This is a genomic window from Lacticaseibacillus absianus, assembly GCF_013407595.1.
GTDB classification, from domain to species: Bacteria; Bacillota; Bacilli; order Lactobacillales; family Lactobacillaceae; genus Lacticaseibacillus; species Lacticaseibacillus absianus.
Map to the genome: position 1 here is coordinate 33723 of NZ_JABEKX010000006.1, position 17437 is coordinate 51159.

General features: G+C 58.6%; 20 protein-coding genes and 2 tRNA genes. 9 read left to right on the forward strand and 13 right to left on the reverse strand.

The annotated features are described in order from the left end of the window. The first annotated feature begins 17 nt into the window (after positions 1 to 17). The 5 genes from HII33_RS13040 to HII33_RS13060 all read left to right on the forward strand — a co-directional run bounded on the left by HII33_RS13040 (position 18) and on the right by HII33_RS13060 (position 3477). Positions 18 to 1541, forward strand: coding sequence for a flotillin family protein (locus tag HII33_RS13040; RefSeq protein ID WP_425483995.1), 1524 nt, complete (start codon positions 18 to 20; stop codon positions 1539 to 1541). A 2-nt stretch (positions 1542 to 1543) separates the two neighbouring features. Further along, entirely contained in the window at positions 1544 to 2068 is a 525-nt protein-coding gene (locus HII33_RS13045; RefSeq protein ID WP_179396258.1) for a hypothetical protein, read from the forward strand. A gap of 297 nt (positions 2069 to 2365) precedes the next feature. After that, complete coding sequence (locus HII33_RS13050; protein ID WP_179396259.1) at positions 2366 to 2560, forward strand: hypothetical protein; 195 nt, start codon at positions 2366 to 2368, stop codon at positions 2558 to 2560. Between the two features lie 22 nt (positions 2561 to 2582). Continuing rightward, entirely contained in the window at positions 2583 to 2960 is a 378-nt protein-coding gene (locus HII33_RS13055; RefSeq protein ID WP_179396260.1) for an iron-sulfur cluster biosynthesis family protein, read from the forward strand. A gap of 94 nt (positions 2961 to 3054) precedes the next feature. Continuing rightward, positions 3055 to 3477, forward strand: coding sequence for a GNAT family N-acetyltransferase (locus tag HII33_RS13060; RefSeq protein WP_179396261.1), 423 nt, complete (start codon positions 3055 to 3057; stop codon positions 3475 to 3477). A 148-nt stretch (positions 3478 to 3625) separates the two neighbouring features. Here HII33_RS13060 and HII33_RS13065 read toward each other — a convergent pair whose 3' ends face one another. The 3 genes from HII33_RS13065 to nrdD form a co-directional block, all read right to left on the reverse strand. After that, positions 3626 to 4372, reverse strand: a complete 747-nt coding sequence (locus HII33_RS13065) for a nucleoside phosphorylase (RefSeq protein ID WP_179396262.1) — start codon at positions 4370 to 4372, stop codon at positions 3626 to 3628. A gap of 67 nt (positions 4373 to 4439) precedes the next feature. Further along, positions 4440 to 4808 (reverse strand): hypothetical protein, encoded by a 369-nt coding sequence (locus HII33_RS13070; protein ID WP_179396263.1) that lies wholly within the window; start codon positions 4806 to 4808, stop codon positions 4440 to 4442. Between the two features lie 82 nt (positions 4809 to 4890). Beyond that, the gene (nrdD, locus tag HII33_RS13075) at positions 4891 to 7077 is read right to left on the reverse strand and encodes an anaerobic ribonucleoside-triphosphate reductase (RefSeq protein WP_179396264.1); all 2187 of its coding nucleotides are present in this window, start codon (positions 7075 to 7077) and stop codon (positions 4891 to 4893) included. 234 nt (positions 7078 to 7311) lie between these two features. Here nrdD and HII33_RS13080 point away from each other — a divergent pair, with 234 nt between their 5' ends. Further along, entirely contained in the window at positions 7312 to 7482 is a 171-nt protein-coding gene (locus HII33_RS13080) for a hypothetical protein (protein WP_179396265.1), read from the forward strand. A gap of 176 nt (positions 7483 to 7658) precedes the next feature. Here HII33_RS13080 and HII33_RS13085 read toward each other — a convergent pair whose 3' ends face one another. The 4 genes from HII33_RS13085 to HII33_RS13100 form a co-directional block, all read right to left on the reverse strand. Next, positions 7659 to 8030 (reverse strand): DUF1304 domain-containing protein, encoded by a 372-nt coding sequence (locus HII33_RS13085; RefSeq protein WP_179396266.1) that lies wholly within the window; start codon positions 8028 to 8030, stop codon positions 7659 to 7661. A 263-nt stretch (positions 8031 to 8293) separates the two neighbouring features. After that, positions 8294 to 8366: transfer RNA gene (locus HII33_RS13090), tRNA-Ala, on the reverse strand. A gap of 13 nt (positions 8367 to 8379) precedes the next feature. Beyond that, a tRNA-Ala gene (locus HII33_RS13095) sits at positions 8380 to 8452 on the reverse strand. 353 nt (positions 8453 to 8805) lie between these two features. Then, a complete protein-coding gene (locus HII33_RS13100; RefSeq protein ID WP_179396267.1) occupies positions 8806 to 9969 on the reverse strand; it encodes an MDR family MFS transporter in 1164 nt (387 codons plus the stop codon). Positions 9970 to 10168: 199 nt separating this feature from the next. Here HII33_RS13100 and HII33_RS13105 point away from each other — a divergent pair, with 199 nt between their 5' ends. The 3 genes from HII33_RS13105 (at position 10169) to thiD (ending at position 13058) form a co-directional block, all read left to right on the forward strand. After that, positions 10169 to 11011 carry an SbcC family exonuclease gene (locus tag HII33_RS13105; RefSeq protein ID WP_179396268.1) on the forward strand — a complete coding sequence of 281 codons (843 nt, stop codon included), beginning with the start codon at positions 10169 to 10171 and terminating at the stop codon, positions 11009 to 11011. Continuing rightward, positions 11004 to 12059, forward strand: coding sequence for a hypothetical protein (locus HII33_RS13110; RefSeq protein WP_179396269.1), 1056 nt, complete (start codon positions 11004 to 11006; stop codon positions 12057 to 12059). Before HII33_RS13105 ends, HII33_RS13110 begins: the two co-directional genes overlap by 8 nt. Positions 12060 to 12233: 174 nt before the next feature. Next, complete coding sequence (gene thiD / locus HII33_RS13115) at positions 12234 to 13058, forward strand: bifunctional hydroxymethylpyrimidine kinase/phosphomethylpyrimidine kinase (protein WP_179396270.1); 825 nt, start codon at positions 12234 to 12236, stop codon at positions 13056 to 13058. A gap of 70 nt (positions 13059 to 13128) precedes the next feature. Here the strand turns inward: thiD and HII33_RS13120 are convergent, their stop codons facing one another. From HII33_RS13120 to HII33_RS13145, 6 genes are all read right to left on the reverse strand, one after another. Next, a complete protein-coding gene (locus HII33_RS13120) occupies positions 13129 to 13659 on the reverse strand; it encodes a DUF308 domain-containing protein (RefSeq protein ID WP_179396271.1) in 531 nt (176 codons plus the stop codon). 67 nt (positions 13660 to 13726) lie between these two features. After that, positions 13727 to 13903 carry a hypothetical protein gene (locus HII33_RS13125; RefSeq protein ID WP_179396272.1) on the reverse strand — a complete coding sequence of 59 codons (177 nt, stop codon included), beginning with the start codon at positions 13901 to 13903 and terminating at the stop codon, positions 13727 to 13729. After that, complete coding sequence (locus HII33_RS13130) at positions 13890 to 14540, reverse strand: NAD(P)H-dependent oxidoreductase (RefSeq protein ID WP_179396273.1); 651 nt, start codon at positions 14538 to 14540, stop codon at positions 13890 to 13892. The genes HII33_RS13125 and HII33_RS13130 overlap by 14 nt, the downstream gene beginning before the upstream one ends. Continuing rightward, entirely contained in the window at positions 14541 to 15632 is a 1092-nt protein-coding gene (mutY, locus tag HII33_RS13135; protein WP_179396274.1) for an A/G-specific adenine glycosylase, read from the reverse strand. Positions 15633 to 16114: 482 nt separating this feature from the next. Continuing rightward, entirely contained in the window at positions 16115 to 16918 is an 804-nt protein-coding gene (locus tag HII33_RS13140) for a hypothetical protein (protein ID WP_179396275.1), read from the reverse strand. Between the two features lie 306 nt (positions 16919 to 17224). Beyond that, complete coding sequence (locus tag HII33_RS13145) at positions 17225 to 17368, reverse strand: hypothetical protein (protein WP_179396276.1); 144 nt, start codon at positions 17366 to 17368, stop codon at positions 17225 to 17227. Between the last annotated feature and the right edge of the window lie 69 nt (positions 17369 to 17437).

A 17437-nucleotide genomic window follows, 5' to 3' on the forward strand; every position in this document is an offset into this window, starting at 1 on the left:
TCAAGGAGGATTCACCTATGGACTTCACCCCGTACATCCCATGGCTGATCGCCGTGGTCGTTTTGATCTTACTGTTCATCTTCCTCGCTACCCACCGCAAGACCGCACTGCCTAACGAAGTGCTGATCATCTCGGGGGCTTTGATCTCCGGCAAGCACAGCTTCAAGGATGTCAACGGCAACCGGGTCAAGCTGATCACCAACGGTGGCTCATTCATCCTGCCGATCCTGCAACGCTGGGACGTGCTCAGCCTGAACACCCGCACAATCGAAGTCGCCACCCCCGAGGTCTACACGCAACAAGGGGTCCCGATCATCGTCAACGGCACCGTCATCCTCAAGATCGGGTCCAGCCAAGAAGAGGTCGCGACTGCCGCCGAGCAGTTCCTGGGCAAGAACGACGAGCAGATCAACTCGGAAGCCACCGAGATCCTCGAAGGCCACTTGCGGGCGATCCTCGGCACGCTGACCGTCGAGGACACCTACCAAAACCGCGATGCCTTCGCCGAGAAGGTCCAAGACGTCGCCTCCTCCGACCTGGCCAAGATGGGCCTGCAGATCATCAGCTTCACGATCAAGGACATCGCCGACAAGAACGGCTACCTCGATTCGTTGGGTAAAAAGCAGATCGCAGAAGTCAAAAAGAACGCTGCGATGGCCGAAGCCGCCGCGAACCGTGATACCCGCATCCAGCAGGCGCAAGCCGACCAGGAAGCCAAGCAACAGGAGATCGAGCGCCAGACCCAAGTTGCCGACGCTCAGCGCGAACAGCAAGTGCGCATGGCCGACTTCAAGAAGCAACAAGAGATCGCCCAAGCGCAAGCTGACCAGGCGGCCATCGTCGAACAGATGAAGGCCAAGCAGGTGCAGAAGGAAAAAGATATCGAACTCGCCCAGCGTGACGCCGAACTGCAGGAGCAGCAGCTGAACGCGACCGTGCGCAAGCAAGCCGATGCGGACCTCTATAAGGCCCAGCGTGCGGCCGATGCGCAAAAAGCGGCGCAGATCGCCGCTGCGGAAGCTTCCGCCAAGCAAGTTGAGCTTGCCGCCGAAGCAGACGCCAAAAAGGTCGAACTCGCCGCGGAAGCCGAGGCCAACAAGGTCAAGCTCGCCGCCAGCGCCGAAGCTGAGCGCACCGAGAAGATCGGGCAGGCGCAAGCCGCCGCGACCTCCGCGACCGGGCAAGCCGAAGCCGACAAGATCAAAGCGATGGGGTTAGCCCAAGCCGAAGCGATCGCCAAGCAGGCCGAAGCGGCCAAGCAACTCGACGAATCCGGGCGCTACAAGATGACGATCGAAGCGATGCCGAAGATCATCGAGGCCGCGATGAGCCCTTACGCGAACGTCGACTCGATCAAGCTCTACGGGGATGGCGACCTGACTGGCCAGACCAACGGTAGCCTGGTCAAGCAGCTGGACATGCTCAATGAAGTCGCCGGCATCGACATTCGTGGCATGCTCAACGGTGCGCTGACTCAGCAAGCCGGCAGCCGGCCAGTCGTTGACGCCCTCAAGGACCACACTGACACGCCGAAGGACTGACTATGGGACTGTCAATCTTCGAGCTGCTCCTCTTCGGCTTCATCGTCTATACGCTCCTCAAGAAGGCCGGATTGTTCACGAACGTCGCCGCCAAACGCCGTAAGCAGCAGTGGCAGCGGCGTCAAGAAGAGGCGCGCCATACCGCCGAGCACCGCACCGCTCGTCCGGCAACTCGGCCCGCGGCGCAGCCCGACCAGACCGTGGCTCAACGGCCGGTGAAGCGGGCTCAGCCCACGAAGAGCGCCGTCCCTGCGCGGTCGTCCTCACCGTCGGCCGCCGCAAAGCAACGTGCCGTAGCGACCCCACCGCGGGCGTCACAACCAGTAGCCCGAACGGCGACCAAGGCCGCGCGGTCACAGCCGCCTTCGGCCCCGCTCAAGTCACCACAAGCCGCTACTCGGCCTGACCGGCGCCAGGCAACGTTGCAGCCCCACGAATCTGCCTTGCAGCGCGATGCGCGCCTACACCGCGTGCCGCTCCGCCCACCGAAGTCGCGGCTGACACCACCGCGCCAACGACTCAAGTGACCTGCTGGCCCGCCAACCCCCAAAGCGCCGCCTTGACTCAACGAACGAGTCAAGGCGGCGCTTTGTCGTGGGTGAGCTAGCCATGCGCACCGAAAATACACAGCGACCCACAAGACCCGGTGATCACGGTGAGGCTGAGTCATCAAAAAAACCGCCACTCGTGAGTGACGGTCTCAAACTTGAGCTGGCCGGTCTCGATCGAGACTGGCCAGCTGACTTTTTCGTCCCGCCGCGATCTGGCACACGTGTGGGTGGCACGCATCCCCGCCTTGGGACCATTACTTTGGAGGAGTAAAAATGAAAAAGTTGGGTATGGGTATGGGTATGGAAATGAGTGGGTGGCTCATTTCTATGTGTTTAAATGTACCCGCAGATTGTGAAGAAAGTGTGACGAAAGCGGCGCAAGTGATGAAGAAAACCTTAATGTCATTTAAATGCTCTTATTTGACGCGTCGAGTCACTTCAGTTGCACTTTGCGACGATCACGACTAAGCTCTCTGTGGAGGTGATCAGAATGGAACTCAACTTTGATCCAGCTGCGACAGCCAAGGTCCAACCGCACCTCGGGCCGCAGAAACAACTGCTTTTGACCTTCGAGGACGGGGTCGGCCCGTACTCTCAGCACGCGATGATCCACATGCAGATCCAGTTCACACTGAACGTCGTCGCTGTGGACGCCGATATTTCGGCGTATGACACCGTGATCGACAGCACGCTTGGCCCGATCCGCATCAAAGGGTACTCAAGCGAAGACCTTGACCCGCACCTGACGATCCATCTGAACCCAACGGCCAACACGATGAGCCTGAGTGGTGACAGCGGGATCATCGACCCCAACCTTGGCTTCATCGATTTCACCACAGTCGGCGGGCCGATCAATCCGGCCCGATAATGCGAATACGCCTTCCTATTTGCGAAGCGGTGGTGTAGAATCATCGTGTTATCGGTGGATAAGTCTACCGTAAAAGCATTTAGGAGGCCTTTTTTTGTTACGCTACACGTTTGAATCTGCGCTCACGATCCATGAGATCAAGGCGCTGTATGGCGCTGCGGGTCTGACCCACTACCTGACCGACGTGGCGGAGACTGCCCGGGGGATCGCGAACTCGACGCTGCTGACCGCCCGTGACGATGACCAGCTAGTCGGCGTGATCCGTGGTGTCTCCGATATGCACACGATCGTCTTCATTCAGGACCTGATCGTACTACCGGACTACCAGCACCAAGGAATCGGTCATGAACTGCTCGCTCAGTTCGACGACTACTTCAAACAAGTCGCGCGGATCGTGGTCGTCTGCGACAGCCCCGAGTTGCGGGCCTTCTACGCACGTGCTGGGTACCTGCCCGGCGATGAGACCGCCGCGACGACCTTCATCCGGCCGCGCCGATTGCTCGAACCCAAATACTGAACGTCATCAGCGGTTTGTACCCGCGCAAAACGTGGCCCCGATCAGACCTATTCTTGGTCTGATCGGGGCCACGTCTGTCTACATCGGCCAACCCGAACTTGGGCAAAAAATATGGACGCGGCTGATCAGCGCCGGCCGCTTATTGACCTCACGCTAATTGCGCTAAGCAGTCCAGCCCGGCCGCCAGCACCCGCAGATGTGAGGCGACCCCAAAGTCACGCGCGTCATAGGCCGCGACAGCCGCCAGCGAGTCGGCGGTGAACAGGAGCTGGGCGAACTGAACGGCACGAAACTCGGCGCAAGCGGCCAGCGCGGCGCACTCCATCTCAACAACCTCACAGCCCGCGGCCAGGCTCGCCGCGATCTTCTGCTCGGTCTCGCGGAAGTAGCCGTCCGTCGTCCACGTCTGGACTGGGCGGACCGCAGTCCCCAGCACGGTCATCAGGTGGGTGGTCAGTGTCTCATCCAAGGCCACCGTTGCCGCCGCCGGAAGGTAGTGAAACGACGTGCCTTCATCGCGCAAGGCCCGGGTGGCGACCATCAACTGGTTCTCCGGGGTCTCGACTAGCACCCCGCAGGAGCCGACAGCAATGATCTGCTTGGCGCCATAGGCGATCAGAAAATCGAGGAGCTGCGTCGCCGCCGGCGCTCCCAGCGGGGCACGGCATAGACCGATCTGCTGGTCCCCCACCGTCAAGGCGTAGACCTCGAAGTGATTCGAGACGGTCACAAACTCCCCGACGACTTTGTGTGGATAACGGGCCACGAAGGTCGCCACGTTCTCCGGCGTGATGAAGGCATAGAGCATCTTGGCCGGAAACGTGAAGCCTTCATCACGAAACGGGTCGAGTACGGCGCGCGGGGTCCCATCATAAGTCAGCAGTGGCAGGGTCATCAGATCACCTCATCGAATTATCATGGGTTCGATGCTACACCGCTTCTCGCACACGCACAAGTGCCAATCAATGAGGATCAGCGTGGCGTGGCGCGATCAGTGCCGCGGTCATCGCCGCCGTCGCCGTACGCACCGCGCGCGGGGCGGGGCTGAACTGGTTGAACTCGGGCCGCGACAACCGCAAGTCCACCACCCCATACTGCGGTATCAGCTGTTGTAGTTGGCGTTCGTCGTCGTCCAGTTGTGTCGCGAGCTGCCACATATACGCCAGCGCCTGGCGTCGCACCCGCCCTCGCCACCAGCTACCGATATCCATGGCAATCGTCGCGGTGACGCCCACCCCAATCAGCCACGGCGACCAGCCCAGCACCATTCCCAGCACTGGCAGGAAGACCCAGCCAGCGACCGTGACCATCCAGTAGCCCCACTTTCTCATCGAATCCCTCCAATCTCGTTCAGTATCGCATAACGCCAAACACGCCCCATCGGTCCGAAACCCGAGGGGCGCGCGATATTGGTTAGGCTTGGCCCGCCAGATCATCGTTGCCGATGGTCATGTGTTTCTTGCGGTGAATGATCTCTTCTTGGCGACCATGGACCATCGGCCGCTTATTCGGGTTGCCGAGGTAGCCACACAGACGCTTGACCACGTCGCACTGCGCCGGATCGTGGTTGCCGCATTCCGGGCACTCATACCCCTTCGCCGTGGCCTTGAACTCACCCTTGAATCCGCAGGCGAAACACTGATCGATCGGCGTGTTGGTCCCGAGGTAGCCGACCCGATCGTACGCATAGTCCCAGACGGCTTCAAGCGCCTTAGGGTTCTGCTTGAGGTTCGGATACTCGCAGTAGTGGATGAACCCACCGGAACAGTACTGCGGGTAGTCTTTTTCAAAGTCCAGCTTCTCAAACGGCGTCGGCGCCTTGCGCACGTCGTAGTGGAAGGAGTTCGTGTAGTACTCCTTGTCTGTGATATCCTTGACGCTACCAAAGCGCAACTTGTCCGCGCGCGCGAACGTGTCCGTCAGCGACTCGCTCGGCGTGGAGTAGACGGAGAAGTGGTAGCCGTATTCCTGCTCCCAATCAACGCAGTGATCGTAGAGCGCCTTGACCACGTCCAGGGTGAACTGCTTGGCGGCCGGGTCTTGCTCCCAAGTCGGGCCGTAGAAGACGGTCCCGACCTCATACAACCCAATGTAGCCAAGGCTGACCGTCGCACGATCGTTCTTGAACAGCTCATCGACTTTCTGATCGTCGGCCAGGCGCTTGCCGAAGGCGCCGTACTTGTAGAGGATCGGCGCAGATTCCGGCGTCGCCTCCTTGGTCCGCTCGACCTTGTAGACCAACCCCTGCTTGCAGATCGCTAGACGTTGTTCCAAGAGGTCCCAGAACTTCGCCTGGTCGCCCTTCGACTCCATCGCGATCCGCGGCAGGTTCAGCGTGATCACGCCGAGGTTCATGCGGCCAGCATTGACCTCTTCGCCAGTCTGCGGATCGCGCCAGCCTTGCAGGAAGGACCGGCAGCCCATCGGCGCCTTGAAGCTCCCCGTCAGGTCCACGATCTTGTCGTAAGACAGCACATCCGGGTACATCCGCTTGGTCGCACACTCGAGGGCGAGCTGCTTGATATCGTAGTTCGGATCAGCCGGGGCGAGGTTCAGTCCGCGCCGAAGCGTGAACACGAGCTTCGGAAAGATCGCGGTGCGCTTCTCTTTGCCCAGCCCATCGATGCGGATCTTCAGGATGTCGCGCTGGATCTCGCGTTCGATCCAGCTCGTCCCCAACCCGAACCCGACGGTGACAAACGGCGTCTGCCCTTGAGTCGAGTACAGCGTGTTGACCTGGTACTCCAGCGTCTGCAGCGCATCATAGATGTCTTTGCGCGTCCGCCGCTTCGCGTAGGCGTCTGCGGTGGCCGGATCGGTGGTCAGCTCCCGGGCTTCCGCCAAGTGCTTCTCGTAGTTCTTCTGGGCAAACGGAGCGAGCACCTCATCCGTCCGGTCGCTCGAGCATCCCCCGTACTGGGAGCTCGCGACGTTGGCGATGATCTGCGTCATCTGCGTCACCGCGACTTGAATCGAATGCGCCGGTTCGACCTCTGCGTTCCCGATGCAAAACCCGTGCGTCAGCATCTCTTTGAAGTCGATCAGGCAACAGTTGGTCTCCGCCATGTATGGTGTGTAATCCAGGTCGTGCCAGTGGATATCGCCGCGCAGATGTGCGTTCGCCACAGCAGGCGGCAACATCTTGAGCCCGATCGCCTTGGCGACTGCACCGGCTGTCAAGTCGCGCTGAGTCGAGAAGACCCGCGAGTCTTTGTTGGCGTTCTCGTGCACCACCGTCGAGTCGCGGTTCAAAAGCTTCTCCACGTTGTAATTGACGTCGGACTTCTGCGCCCGCTCGATGTCGCGCTGCACCCGGTAGTTCGTGTAGGCGCGGCTCCAATCGTACTGGTGCGCGTTCAGGATCGACTCTTCAACGATACTCTGGACCTCCGCAATGCGGACGTCTTTGTCGAAGCGATCGCAGATCGTCGCCACCGCATCGTCTGAGATCGCCTCGATCAGGGTGTAGTCGGTCGGCGCAAGGTCCCCATCGACCGCCTGGGCCGCCTTGGTGATCGCCTTAGTGATCTTCGCTTGGTCGAAATGGACCTTACGGCCGTCGCGTTTCTTCACGTTGATGGTGACTTTGAGATCGATCATGAACGTTCCTCCTCGAAAACTGATACGACTATCATATCACGCGGCACACCAGATATGGGGATGAAAAACCGATTTCGAGCTATTTTCACTATATATTGTGTTGCGAACAATTCAATGTCTCGCGTTGTTCCACAGACTAAGCCCAGCGGCGTGCTGTTTCTCAGCCCTGCGCCGGATTTCCCTCCCCCCTTGCGACACGGTATAATCAAGTCAGAAGCATAGGAGGGACAACACATGGACAAAGCACAGCTCAAACAGCTCGGGATCATCATCGGTATCGTGATCCTGGCAATGATCCTCTTGCCATTCATCACTGGCCTGATCAGCCTGGCGATCAAGGTGATCCTGTTCATCGCGATCGTGTACGGCCTCTACTGGGCCTACGAGACCTATCTCAAGAAGTAGACGCGGGCCAGTGGCGCCAAAATCGGCTCTGGGAGGACGTTCGGTCGTCACGCATGAGCCGCAAATAAACCGGGACGCAGACAAAAGTCTGCGTCCCGGTTTATTTGCGTCCGCCGATGGCGCAGCGGACTAGGCGGAGCGAAGGCACGTGAGCTGTCGCACGATCAGCTGACTCATCAACGTGCGAGCAGGAGGAGGAGAAGCGCCACGATCGCAGGGCCCCCCTGGGTCAACACGATCTGCTTGTTGGCAGTGATCGCACCAAAAATTGCCGCGATCACGACGAACCCAACAAACAACAGCTGAACGTTATGGGCTGGAACGCCATTCAGGCCATATCGCGCGTAAAGCAAGCCGACCCCGACGAATCCATTATAGAGCCCTTGGTTGGCCATCGCCGCCCTGGCCTCGCTAGTCGCAAGGTATTCTGCCGACACCGCAAACGCTTTGCGCGCCATGGCCGTCTGAGTACCAAACATCTCAAGCAGCATGATGAACAAAGCCTCGACCGCGACAATCATGACAAACACGTCTTTCAATACGAGCATCTCGATTCCTCCTGCTGAGCATTAGTAAGTCTCTGCAGTGTACCAGATCTGCGCCCGCACCGAAACAAAAAGGTCTCCAGTCGGCGACCTTCACGCGCCCACGGGTGGTCCCGACCAGCGCGGCATCCTCAAGGCTGAATCTTTATTCAGGAAATATATCAGATCAAGCGTTTCGACCAAAACAGGGTCCGATTGACTTCTGACAAAAAAACACCGCGCAGCCTCTCAGCTCGCGGTGTATCAACGTTTGTGACGCTGTTGTCTGGAGACTAACGGGATCGAACCGTCGACCTCTTGCATGCCATGCAAGCGCTCTCCCAGCTGAGCTAAGCCCCCAAATATAAGCTAATGGATCCGAAGAGATTCGAACTCTCGACCTCTGCCATGCGAAGGCAGCGCTCTCCCAACTGAGCTACGGACCCGAAACACAAGTAATATTGTAGCATATCTGGCCGCGCTGTAAAGCCTTTTTTTGCCAGGGCGTCGCCGGTGCTGACCCAGCAGCAAAGACGCCGCGTCTGCCCCGCCTAGCACAGGCCTACGATTGGCGATCCCGTGCCACCCGCACGGCATCAAAAAAGCCGCTATGGGCAGTAGCGGCCTGAGGAGTAAGGGTTGGCCGAACGTCACCGTCCGGCGATTTTTACTTTGGAGGAGTAAAAATGAAAAAGTTGATATGGGGATCAAGAGAGTGGGCAACTCTTCTTGACTCTCTTATCATATCCATAAGATGTGAAGAAATTGTGAACTTTTCGATAAAAATTTATGAACTACATTAGCTTGGGTTTACCTTCCGTGCTTGCCAGCTGAAGATCGCGATGGCCATGAACAGAACCACCGCCAACCCCGCGAAGAGGATGTGGTAACTCAGCGCTTCGATCAACAAGGCGCCGATCAGCGGGCCGACCGCACGCCCAGCCGACGCAAACATCTGGACGTAGCCTTGGAAGCGGCCCTTCTCGGCGTATGCAGTGTGCAGATCCACGTAGGTCGAAACACTCGGCAACGCGAGGATCTCACCCAGCGTCAGCACCCCCATCGCCAGCATGAACCACCAGTACTGCTTGGCGAGGATCAGGAGCAAGAAGGCGGCCCCGAACAGTGTGAAGCCCACCCCGAGGCGCAGGCGTAGGTGTGCGGTCAACCAATCATCGAAATAGGTCAACACCGGCTGGCCGAGCACGATCAGCACCGCGTTGAAGGTCCACAGGAAGCTGTAGTCGCGCACACTCATGCCCAAGCCTAACATGAACGTCGAGATGTTCGACTGCCACTGCTCGTAAGCGATCCACGTGACGAACAAGGTGATGAGGAGCAAGGCGATCGATCGCTGGTACGGGTTAGCCTGGCGCGCCCCGGCCGCCTGCACCGTCGTTGGGCGCGGCTCGCGTGTTACATTGAAATGCAGCAAGGCCACGATGAAGAAGATGGTAAACAGGGTGAACGCAAGCGCAAAGATGTACTGGATCCCCAGCGGCAGGACGTAACCCACGATCAGCGTACCGATCACCAGTCCGAGGTTGGACATGAAGTACAAGACGTTGAACACATAGCTGGTCCGCCGCGACGTCGCCAGTGTCGCGTAGGAGTTGACCGCCGTGCCCACGATGCCGTTGCCGAAACCCAAGGCGACCAAGAACAGCGGATAGGCCGGCCAGCCATGCCAGACGATCAAGCACCCGCTGGCGGTGACGGCCAGTGCAATGCCAGCCAGGATCGTGCCGTAAGGCTGCCACTTGTCGAAGAGCCGACCGCCGACGTAATTGCCCAGCATCATGGCAACGGAGTTGAAGAACAGCACGATCCCTGAGACCGTCAACGACTCCCCGAGGTATTCGTGCATGTAGATGGTCGTCAGCGGCCAGATGAAGCTGATCCCTGTATTGGTGATCAGTGACCCTAAGAACAGCCATTTCAACGTCAGCGTTTTGCGCGCCATGATGTCCCCTCCATTTTCTGAAAACTCACGTCTTCCATTCTACCGGTCCCCGGTTTTTTTGCATCATTAATGGGCAAATTCTCATTCTCCGTCAGCAGTGCTTAATATTTTGCCGCGATTGCCGGCCTGACGGTTTCGGAACCCTTTTCGTTGCGGTAAACTGAAAGTATTCATTGTACGCTACTAGGAGGTAGACGCCATGACCATCCAGACTAGTCTGAACTACCAAAAACAATTCTTCGACGCCTTCGCACAAGCGTGGCAGGACCGCTCAACGTTCCGCCTGTACAAGGGGATCGATGCGACCGCGACGAACCTGCGCCTCGCGCTGTCCGAGACGCCAGGCTACATCCTCGCCTATGACAAGGACGCCCAGCGCGAGCTGCACGATCACTTGCAAAAAGACCTGATCGCGTTCTTACGCGAACACATCCCCTTTTTCAAGGTCAGCGACGCCGGTGACGTCTTCTTCGGGGACTGGTACCACCGCCGCCAATTCGGGCACATCGACGTTTTTGCTCGGGTGATCACCCAGAACACGGACGCGCAGGCCGCGATCTTGCCACAATTGCAGGCGTTTGCGCAGGATCCAGATAACTTCTTGGCCAACCAGATCGAGGCGATGCGCAAGCAGACCTACGCCGCGGTCGACGACCTGCACAATCAGATCGAAGCGGCCAGCGTGGACGCAACAGATGAACCCGCGCGCGCTAACAGCGGCAGTGCCGGCGGGTTCCGCGGGATGTTGAAGAGCTTCATCGACCCAGATGACGAGCAGACGGCCAAGCCGGTCCGCCGCAGTGCGCCGCAGCCGACTGCCACCAAGCTCAAGGCGCGCTTCGATGCCGCCAAAGAAACCGCCGATGCCGAGTTCGACGCCAACAAGCGCCAGCTCGAAGTCGCTGCAGCGATCACGCGCTACGAGTACCAAGCCGTGACCGCCACGTACAGCTCCGTCGAGCAGTTTCAAAACGTGCTGGCAAACCTGCAGGCCGACTTCATGAAGGCCCAAGAAGCAAAGGAGGCCAAAGCTAATGCTTAATTACAACGACGCAAAGATCCAAGCCCTGGCCACCGGTGAACTGACCGCCCAAGAGGCGCGCACGCAGATCAGTGCCGCCTATGCGAGCGCCCTGGCGACGCTGCGCAACGATCCGCTGTGGGAAGCCAACCTCCCGGCGATGATGACCGTCACCCGGAGCTTCACCGCCTTGCTGGGCGACAAACTGCTCCAGGCCCTCAAGGCCGATCAGCACATCGACCCGGCGTTTGCCGAGCGCCTGTGGGTCGACCTCACTGTGGCGGACGTGGATCACAGCACCCTCACCTTCCACCTGGCCAGCGCCGATCATAACCAAGATCTGCTGGCGATCGAGGCACCGCTTGGTCCAGACGCCAAGCTGGTGGCCAAGAACCTGCCCACACTGCTACAGGTGACCGCTGCGGAACCGGTACTAGATTACACCGATGCGGAAGTCCAAGCCCTGAGCGCAATGATCAAAGTGCTGTACACCGCCGACCTCGGCTTCAAGCGGATCGACGAAACGGTCCTTCAGCCAGTCGACGGGTTGACCTTCAAGACCCGTTACGACAACACCCAGGTGCGCACCGTCGCCGAGACCGCACGTGAGGCCGGTGACCTCGCACTCACCCTGCCGTTGACCGCGGGCGTCGTACTCAGCTACCGCGTGCGCGATAACAACGGTGACGACTGGACCGAGCTGGGCACAGCCGATACTGCTGATCGCACCTTCACGTGGACCTCGGCCACGATCCCCCCTGAACTAGTCGGGCACACCTTGAAGCTCGAAGCGCAGGTCCGTACCGGCGAGAACTCCCCGGCCCTGGACGAACTGTTCGTCATCGCCTCCAGCAACGCGATCTTGATGCGCCAAAGCGAAACGCTAGGCCATTACTCGCTTGACCTGCAGAACCAAAAGACCCTGGCTATCGCGATCGATCCAAGCGCCGACACGATCACCCTGCACTACCCAGAGCCGACGACCCAAGTCCTCGAGCTCAACCACACCTATCCGTTCCTCGGTGACTGGCTCAAGGCGATCTTGCCGATGCGCCGCGCGTTCAACTGATCGAGACCCTGAAGATGGCGGCCACTGGCCCCATCTTTTTTTCTCCCGACTGAGACCCGAACGTTCGCCCGGTTGCTCATGTTGAACACCCCACTTTTTTAGGGACAGATGATTGTATTTTCATCGAAATGCGGTATGATTTGCGTAACTCATCCTAGAGGAGGACAAGACACCATGGCCAATGAATTTCCCCAAGTTTTGACCATCGCCGGCGTTGATAGCGACGGTAGTGCAGGCGCGCAAGCCGACCTGCACAGTTTCTTCATGCGCGGCACTTACGGCACACTGATCCTAACGGCTGCCGTGGCCGGTAACTCGTACGGCATTCACGATGCGGCGCTACTCCCGTTGACGTTCATTGACCATCAATTCGACGCCCTAGCCGACGACTTACAGATCCGCGCCTGCAAGACCGGGATGCTCGCCAATGCCGAGATGATCGACAACGTGGCGGCCAACCTGCAGCGCGTCGACTTCGGCCCACTTGTGCTGGACCCGGTGATCTCCACCAAGCATGGTAACCTGCTGATGGAGGCCGATGCCTTCGAGACGCTCAAAAAAACGCTGATCCCATTGGCGACAGTCATCACCCCCAACTTCTACGAGGCAGAGCACCTGACTGGCATGACGCTGGATTCCGACGCCAAGATCATCGAAGCGGCACATGCGATCCAGGCGATGGGCGCCAAGAACGTGGTGCTCAAAGGCCGCCACGACAGCGATACCCAGACTGAAGTTCGCGATTACGTACTGCTGGCCAGCGGCAAAGCCTTCTGGCTCACCGGCCCGTATTACCCGACCGAGCGTAAGAACGGGACCGGCGATTCCCTGAGCGCAGTGATCACCGCCGAGCTGGGTAAGGGCACCGAGATCGAAGACGCGATCCGCATTGCCAAGCGCTTCGTCGATACAGCGATCGCTAACGAGATCGCCGTCGGCCACAAGTTCGGCCCGATCAATCACTGGGCGAACGCATTGGTCCAACCGCACGACTTATAACCACAACAAAGACCCCGCTTCACGGCGCACCGAGCGTCAGGAAGCCGGGCCTTTTTTTGATGGTCTCGCGTCACGCCTGGGTGCGGTCACGCCAGGCGCCAAGCGCCTCCGAAACACCCATCACGATCAGGAGCGCCCCAACGACTTGGAGCATCACTAACACCGTGCGGAACGGATTGAAGAGTAGGAACAGGCCCGCGGCGGCGACTAGCCCACCGTAGAGGATCGCTGGAAGTGGCGAGACGTTGATGTATTGGCGATCACCGCGAGCGGTTCGGATCCGGTTGATCCCGTAGACCAGTAGTAAGAACCCGAACAAGACAGGTAGCAGGCTCATCGCCCCACGCAACAGTGCGCCCACGAGGGCCGCTGCGATAACCAACCCCACCCCACGCCAGAGCGCCAAATTAGGTTGGGTGCCGCGGTCTTGCCAGGCCTGCAAGAGCGCCGGCACCGCCATGGCGAGCAGTGCGACCATCAGGACGTACTTGACGACCGAATACACGCTGTACGGCGCGATCAGGAACCACACGCCGGCTGCGCCAAGCGCAAGGGCCCGCAACCACGCGATCTGATGAAGTTTCGTTAAGAATCGTTGCATCGAACATTCCGCCTTTCTATGGCTTCAAGATACCATAGATGTGCCCGCGTGGCATCCGTCGCAGGGCCTACCACTGCTGGTGGTCCCACGCCCGGCCGTCAAGCTCCCCTTCCGCCTGCTCGATACGCCGCGCCTGCTGGCGGATATGGTCCTGTAGGCTGGCCCACATGGCCCGCTCAGCGTAGTCTGTTGCGGCTTGTTCAAGGGCCGCCGCCTGTTCGAGCAACCACTCAGTCGTTGCCATCACGGTGACCCCCTTTCATCTCATGTAGCTCATCTTGAAGCGACTGCCACTGTTCCTGGCGTACCGCGAGAGTCTCGGCCAGAAGCGCCGCTTCCGGATAGGCCGCCAAGCGCGCCTGCCACCACTCGGCCTGAGCGGCGAAACGCTGCGGGTCCGCCAGCTGCAGGTACTGCTGATACCGGACGAGCAGTCGCTGGCGCCAGCCCTCCGTCTGATAGGCAAACTGAGGGACTGTCAGCGTCGGGAGCAGGTGCAGCCTGACCTTGCGGGCCAACGCCGCGTATGGGCTGAGCAGCGTGCTCAGGCTGATCCCTTCTCGACCGCCAGCCTGGTAAGCGGCCTCCGGTTGACCGAAGCTGACCACCAGCCCCAGACTTTTGCCCGCCAGTGCTGGGGTCAGCTCGTCCGTCCACACCGTGTCCAGCCACTGCTTCAGGCTGGCCGGTGCTTGGTACCAGTACAGGGGGAACTGCAACACAATGCGATCAGCAGCCCGCAACAGTGCCGCTTCTTCGGTCACCACCGACGTCACGGGGTGCCAGGTCACGTTAGGCAACCCCGCGGCACTGGCCTGGAGGAACGCTTGTGTCTGCGATGTTTCCAGCGTTGGGTGACTCACGACCACCAGCGTCTTCATCTACGCTTCCCCCAATCCCATCGCCGCCAGCAACTTTTTTTGGACCGTCGGTAGCGCCAGCGTGTCCACCTCAGTCGCCGGGACCCAGCGACCAGGTAGGTAATCGAGCGCAAACGCCTCAGTCTCCGCAGTCACGATCGTCATCTGCCACTGTTGGTGGGTGAACGTGTGGCGGACAGGCTTGAACCCACCGTCCGCCAGGTGCAACGCCACCCCGCTGCTGGCCTCGAACTGCGCGGCCGCCGCCTGTAACTGGTGGTCAAGCATCGGGATGTCCGGCGGGCACTCGAATAGCGGAAACATCCACAGGGTCGCCAGCATCCCGGTGCTCGGTCGCTGCACAAAGAGATACCCCGCCGGACTGTGCACCGCCAGCGCAAGGTACGGGACCGGACGCGGACGCGGCTTCTTGGTCTTGACGGGGAAGTCCAGCACCCGCCCAGTGCGCAGGCTCTCATCGAAGGCCGCGACCGGCGAATGCGCGGGGTCGGGGTCCTTCGCGCGCATATAACTAGCGCCTAGGTCCATGATTGCCTGGTTAAAATCCCCAGGGCGCGCCGGGTCGATCACCTGCCGGATCACCCGATCAAACACTGCGCGGGTCTTAGGCTGGGCGATGTCGTCCGGAATGCAGAACAGTCGGGCGAAGACGCGAAAAGCGTTCCCGTCGATCGCTGGCTCCACCTGGCCGAAGGCGATACTTGCGATCGCCCCCGCGGTGTACGGGCCGATCCCGCTGAGCTCACGCAGTGCGGCCGCGGTCTGCGGCCACTGACCGCCGTGATCCGCGACAAGCTGCTTGGCCGCGCGCTGCAGATTCCGGGCACGCGAATAGTAGCCGAGCCCCTCCCACGCTTTGAGCACCGCCGACTCCGGGGCCGCCGCCAGCGCTGCCACCGTCGGAAACAACGTGAGGAAGCGCTCGTAGTACGGGATCACGGTCGCCACCTGCGTCTGCTGCAGCATCGTCTCGCTGATCAAGATGTGGTACGGGTCCTGGTCGCGCCGCCACGGCAAATCGCGCTTCTCCGCATCGTACCAGTCCAGTAGGGCTTTACGAAACGCACGGATCTTATCTTGTGACCAATTCAATCGTCATCCCTCCAATTCTTCCATTATACCGATTCGCCCGCGCCGACACCACCGCCGACGTGGGCCAGCAAGCCGCCGCGCTTCGCGTGGGATGCAAAAACGCCGCGGCTCCCCAGTCGTGGCGTGATCGTGGCTTATTCCCATCTATTCGGAGGCGACAGGGACCTCACCCAAGCATACCTGTACCCAACGACCAGCGGCGTTGGCGCTGGTGTCCGATCATGTCAGGTCCGGCCTTCGCCGGGTGGCATACCAGTCAGGCGACGAACGAGTCACGCCCGCGTCTGACTAGTGCTTTTGACACCGCTATTTGACCATACCACGCAACCCGACGCGTGTAAACCGCGATTGGCCAATCGAGTGGGGTTGGCCAAAAAGCGGGGTATAACGAGGTTGTCATTTCTCACTTAGCGGTCATATAGCTTATTTCCTGGGACTCTATCGCAAAGATGCCCTTGTTTTGATGTTCCACCAGTACTTCACTATTGTTGATTCAAAAAAATCCGATCGCTATCGCCTTGGCCAAAAAATTTAAAAGTAACCGAATCTCCGGCTTTAAAGGTTATCGTTTCTGGTTCGTCTACATTCAATCCATATCCATTTGCTGTGTCACCATTGATGCTGACAAATCCATATGCATAGTCCGGATCAGAGCCATGTAGAAGGCCCGGCATCCACTTCACCGAGTAAGTGCCCGGCTTAATTCCGGAATCGTCGGTGGCAATTTCAACCACAACAACCTCTCCGTCATGCCCAATGAGTGTATTGCTACCAGTCAAGAAAATTTCGTTTTTCTCACGTCTTGAAGTCAGCGCGTACGCCAGCTTTGCAGTGGATGAACTACTTGTTTTAGCTGTAGACATCGCTGAGCTTGAGGACGAGTTATCACTCGAAGACGTTGATGGAGTTTTTTTGGTTGAAGAACTGCGCCCACTACTTGACTCGCTTTTCTTGCTAAATGTGTGATAGGTCACCTTGACCTTTGCGTCCTTAGAAAACCTATCACCCTTTTCTAGATCAGTCTCTCCGTTAATCGAGATTGTCTCTACATCGCCATCCTTGTGAAGTAACCCGGCGATAAGATCGGGATTCTTTATTGTTTTGACGTTCTTAAATCCAGCGTCCTTAAGCTGGGCAACAACCGTCCTGTAGTTACTCCCTTCCATCTCTGAGGAGTCTGTGGGCATGGATAACGGTTTGTTTTTGTCACTGCTACACCCAGCTACCAGGAGTACAAAGGCCATCGCCAACACCGCAAGCAACAACCTACCCTTTTTGTTCACCATTACGCTATCCTCCAACGCCTAGTTTCTGAATTTCACCATGTTCATCAATCACAAGCGCATATTTTCCAGATGCGCTGATACCTCTACCTTCGAACGACTAATTTATTCATCAACTAGCGATACTTTTTATTTACAATTATCGAGACTATTGTCGCACATATTATAGCAAACGCATACCATTTTTATTGCAAAAAAATCCTACCACAACCATTATCTGGCCTAGTAGGATTTTTCATCAGAATGCTATATCTCGCTTCTGCAATACAACTGGCGGAATTCTGCCAGAACAGACAACCAAAGCTCCGATCAGCGCTCACTTTCGAGCTTCTCGGCGTCCTTGTCGATTGTGGCAAACCCTGACTCAGTCTTCTTAACTGGGTGCTCAGCGCGCTTCTTTTCCACTTCTTGGATCAGCGCCTTGCGTTCTTGCTTACTGAGTTTTCCTGCCATGATTCTCGCCTCTTCTTCACTGAATTAGAGTTGAGGGCAATGACTACTCTCGCGACACCTCTGTTATAC

Coding starts and splice junctions, on each gene's coding strand:
- HII33_RS13040 (WP_425483995.1), top strand. CDS start 18: ATGGACTTCACCCCGTACATCCCATGGCTGATCGCCGTGGTCGTTTTG.
- HII33_RS13045 (WP_179396258.1), top strand. CDS start 1,544: ATGGGACTGTCAATCTTCGAGCTGCTCCTCTTCGGCTTCATCGTCTAT.
- HII33_RS13050 (WP_179396259.1), top strand. CDS start 2,366: ATGAAAAAGTTGGGTATGGGTATGGGTATGGAAATGAGTGGGTGGCTC.
- HII33_RS13055 (WP_179396260.1), top strand. CDS start 2,583: ATGGAACTCAACTTTGATCCAGCTGCGACAGCCAAGGTCCAACCGCAC.
- HII33_RS13065 (WP_179396262.1), bottom strand. CDS start 4,372: ATGACCCTGCCACTGCTGACTTATGATGGGACCCCGCGCGCCGTACTC.
- HII33_RS13070 (WP_179396263.1), bottom strand. CDS start 4,808: ATGAGAAAGTGGGGCTACTGGATGGTCACGGTCGCTGGCTGGGTCTTC.
- nrdD (WP_179396264.1), bottom strand. CDS start 7,077: ATGATCGATCTCAAAGTCACCATCAACGTGAAGAAACGCGACGGCCGT.
- HII33_RS13080 (WP_179396265.1), top strand. CDS start 7,312: ATGGACAAAGCACAGCTCAAACAGCTCGGGATCATCATCGGTATCGTG.
- HII33_RS13085 (WP_179396266.1), bottom strand. CDS start 8,030: ATGCTCGTATTGAAAGACGTGTTTGTCATGATTGTCGCGGTCGAGGCT.
- HII33_RS13100 (WP_179396267.1), bottom strand. CDS start 9,969: ATGGCGCGCAAAACGCTGACGTTGAAATGGCTGTTCTTAGGGTCACTG.
- HII33_RS13105 (WP_179396268.1), top strand. CDS start 10,169: ATGACCATCCAGACTAGTCTGAACTACCAAAAACAATTCTTCGACGCC.
- HII33_RS13110 (WP_179396269.1), top strand. CDS start 11,004: ATGCTTAATTACAACGACGCAAAGATCCAAGCCCTGGCCACCGGTGAA.
- thiD (WP_179396270.1), top strand. CDS start 12,234: ATGGCCAATGAATTTCCCCAAGTTTTGACCATCGCCGGCGTTGATAGC.
- HII33_RS13120 (WP_179396271.1), bottom strand. CDS start 13,659: ATGCAACGATTCTTAACGAAACTTCATCAGATCGCGTGGTTGCGGGCC.
- HII33_RS13125 (WP_179396272.1), bottom strand. CDS start 13,903: ATGGCAACGACTGAGTGGTTGCTCGAACAGGCGGCGGCCCTTGAACAA.
- HII33_RS13130 (WP_179396273.1), bottom strand. CDS start 14,540: ATGAAGACGCTGGTGGTCGTGAGTCACCCAACGCTGGAAACATCGCAG.
- HII33_RS13140 (WP_179396275.1), bottom strand. CDS start 16,918: ATGGTGAACAAAAAGGGTAGGTTGTTGCTTGCGGTGTTGGCGATGGCC.
- HII33_RS13145 (WP_179396276.1), bottom strand. CDS start 17,368: ATGGCAGGAAAACTCAGTAAGCAAGAACGCAAGGCGCTGATCCAAGAA.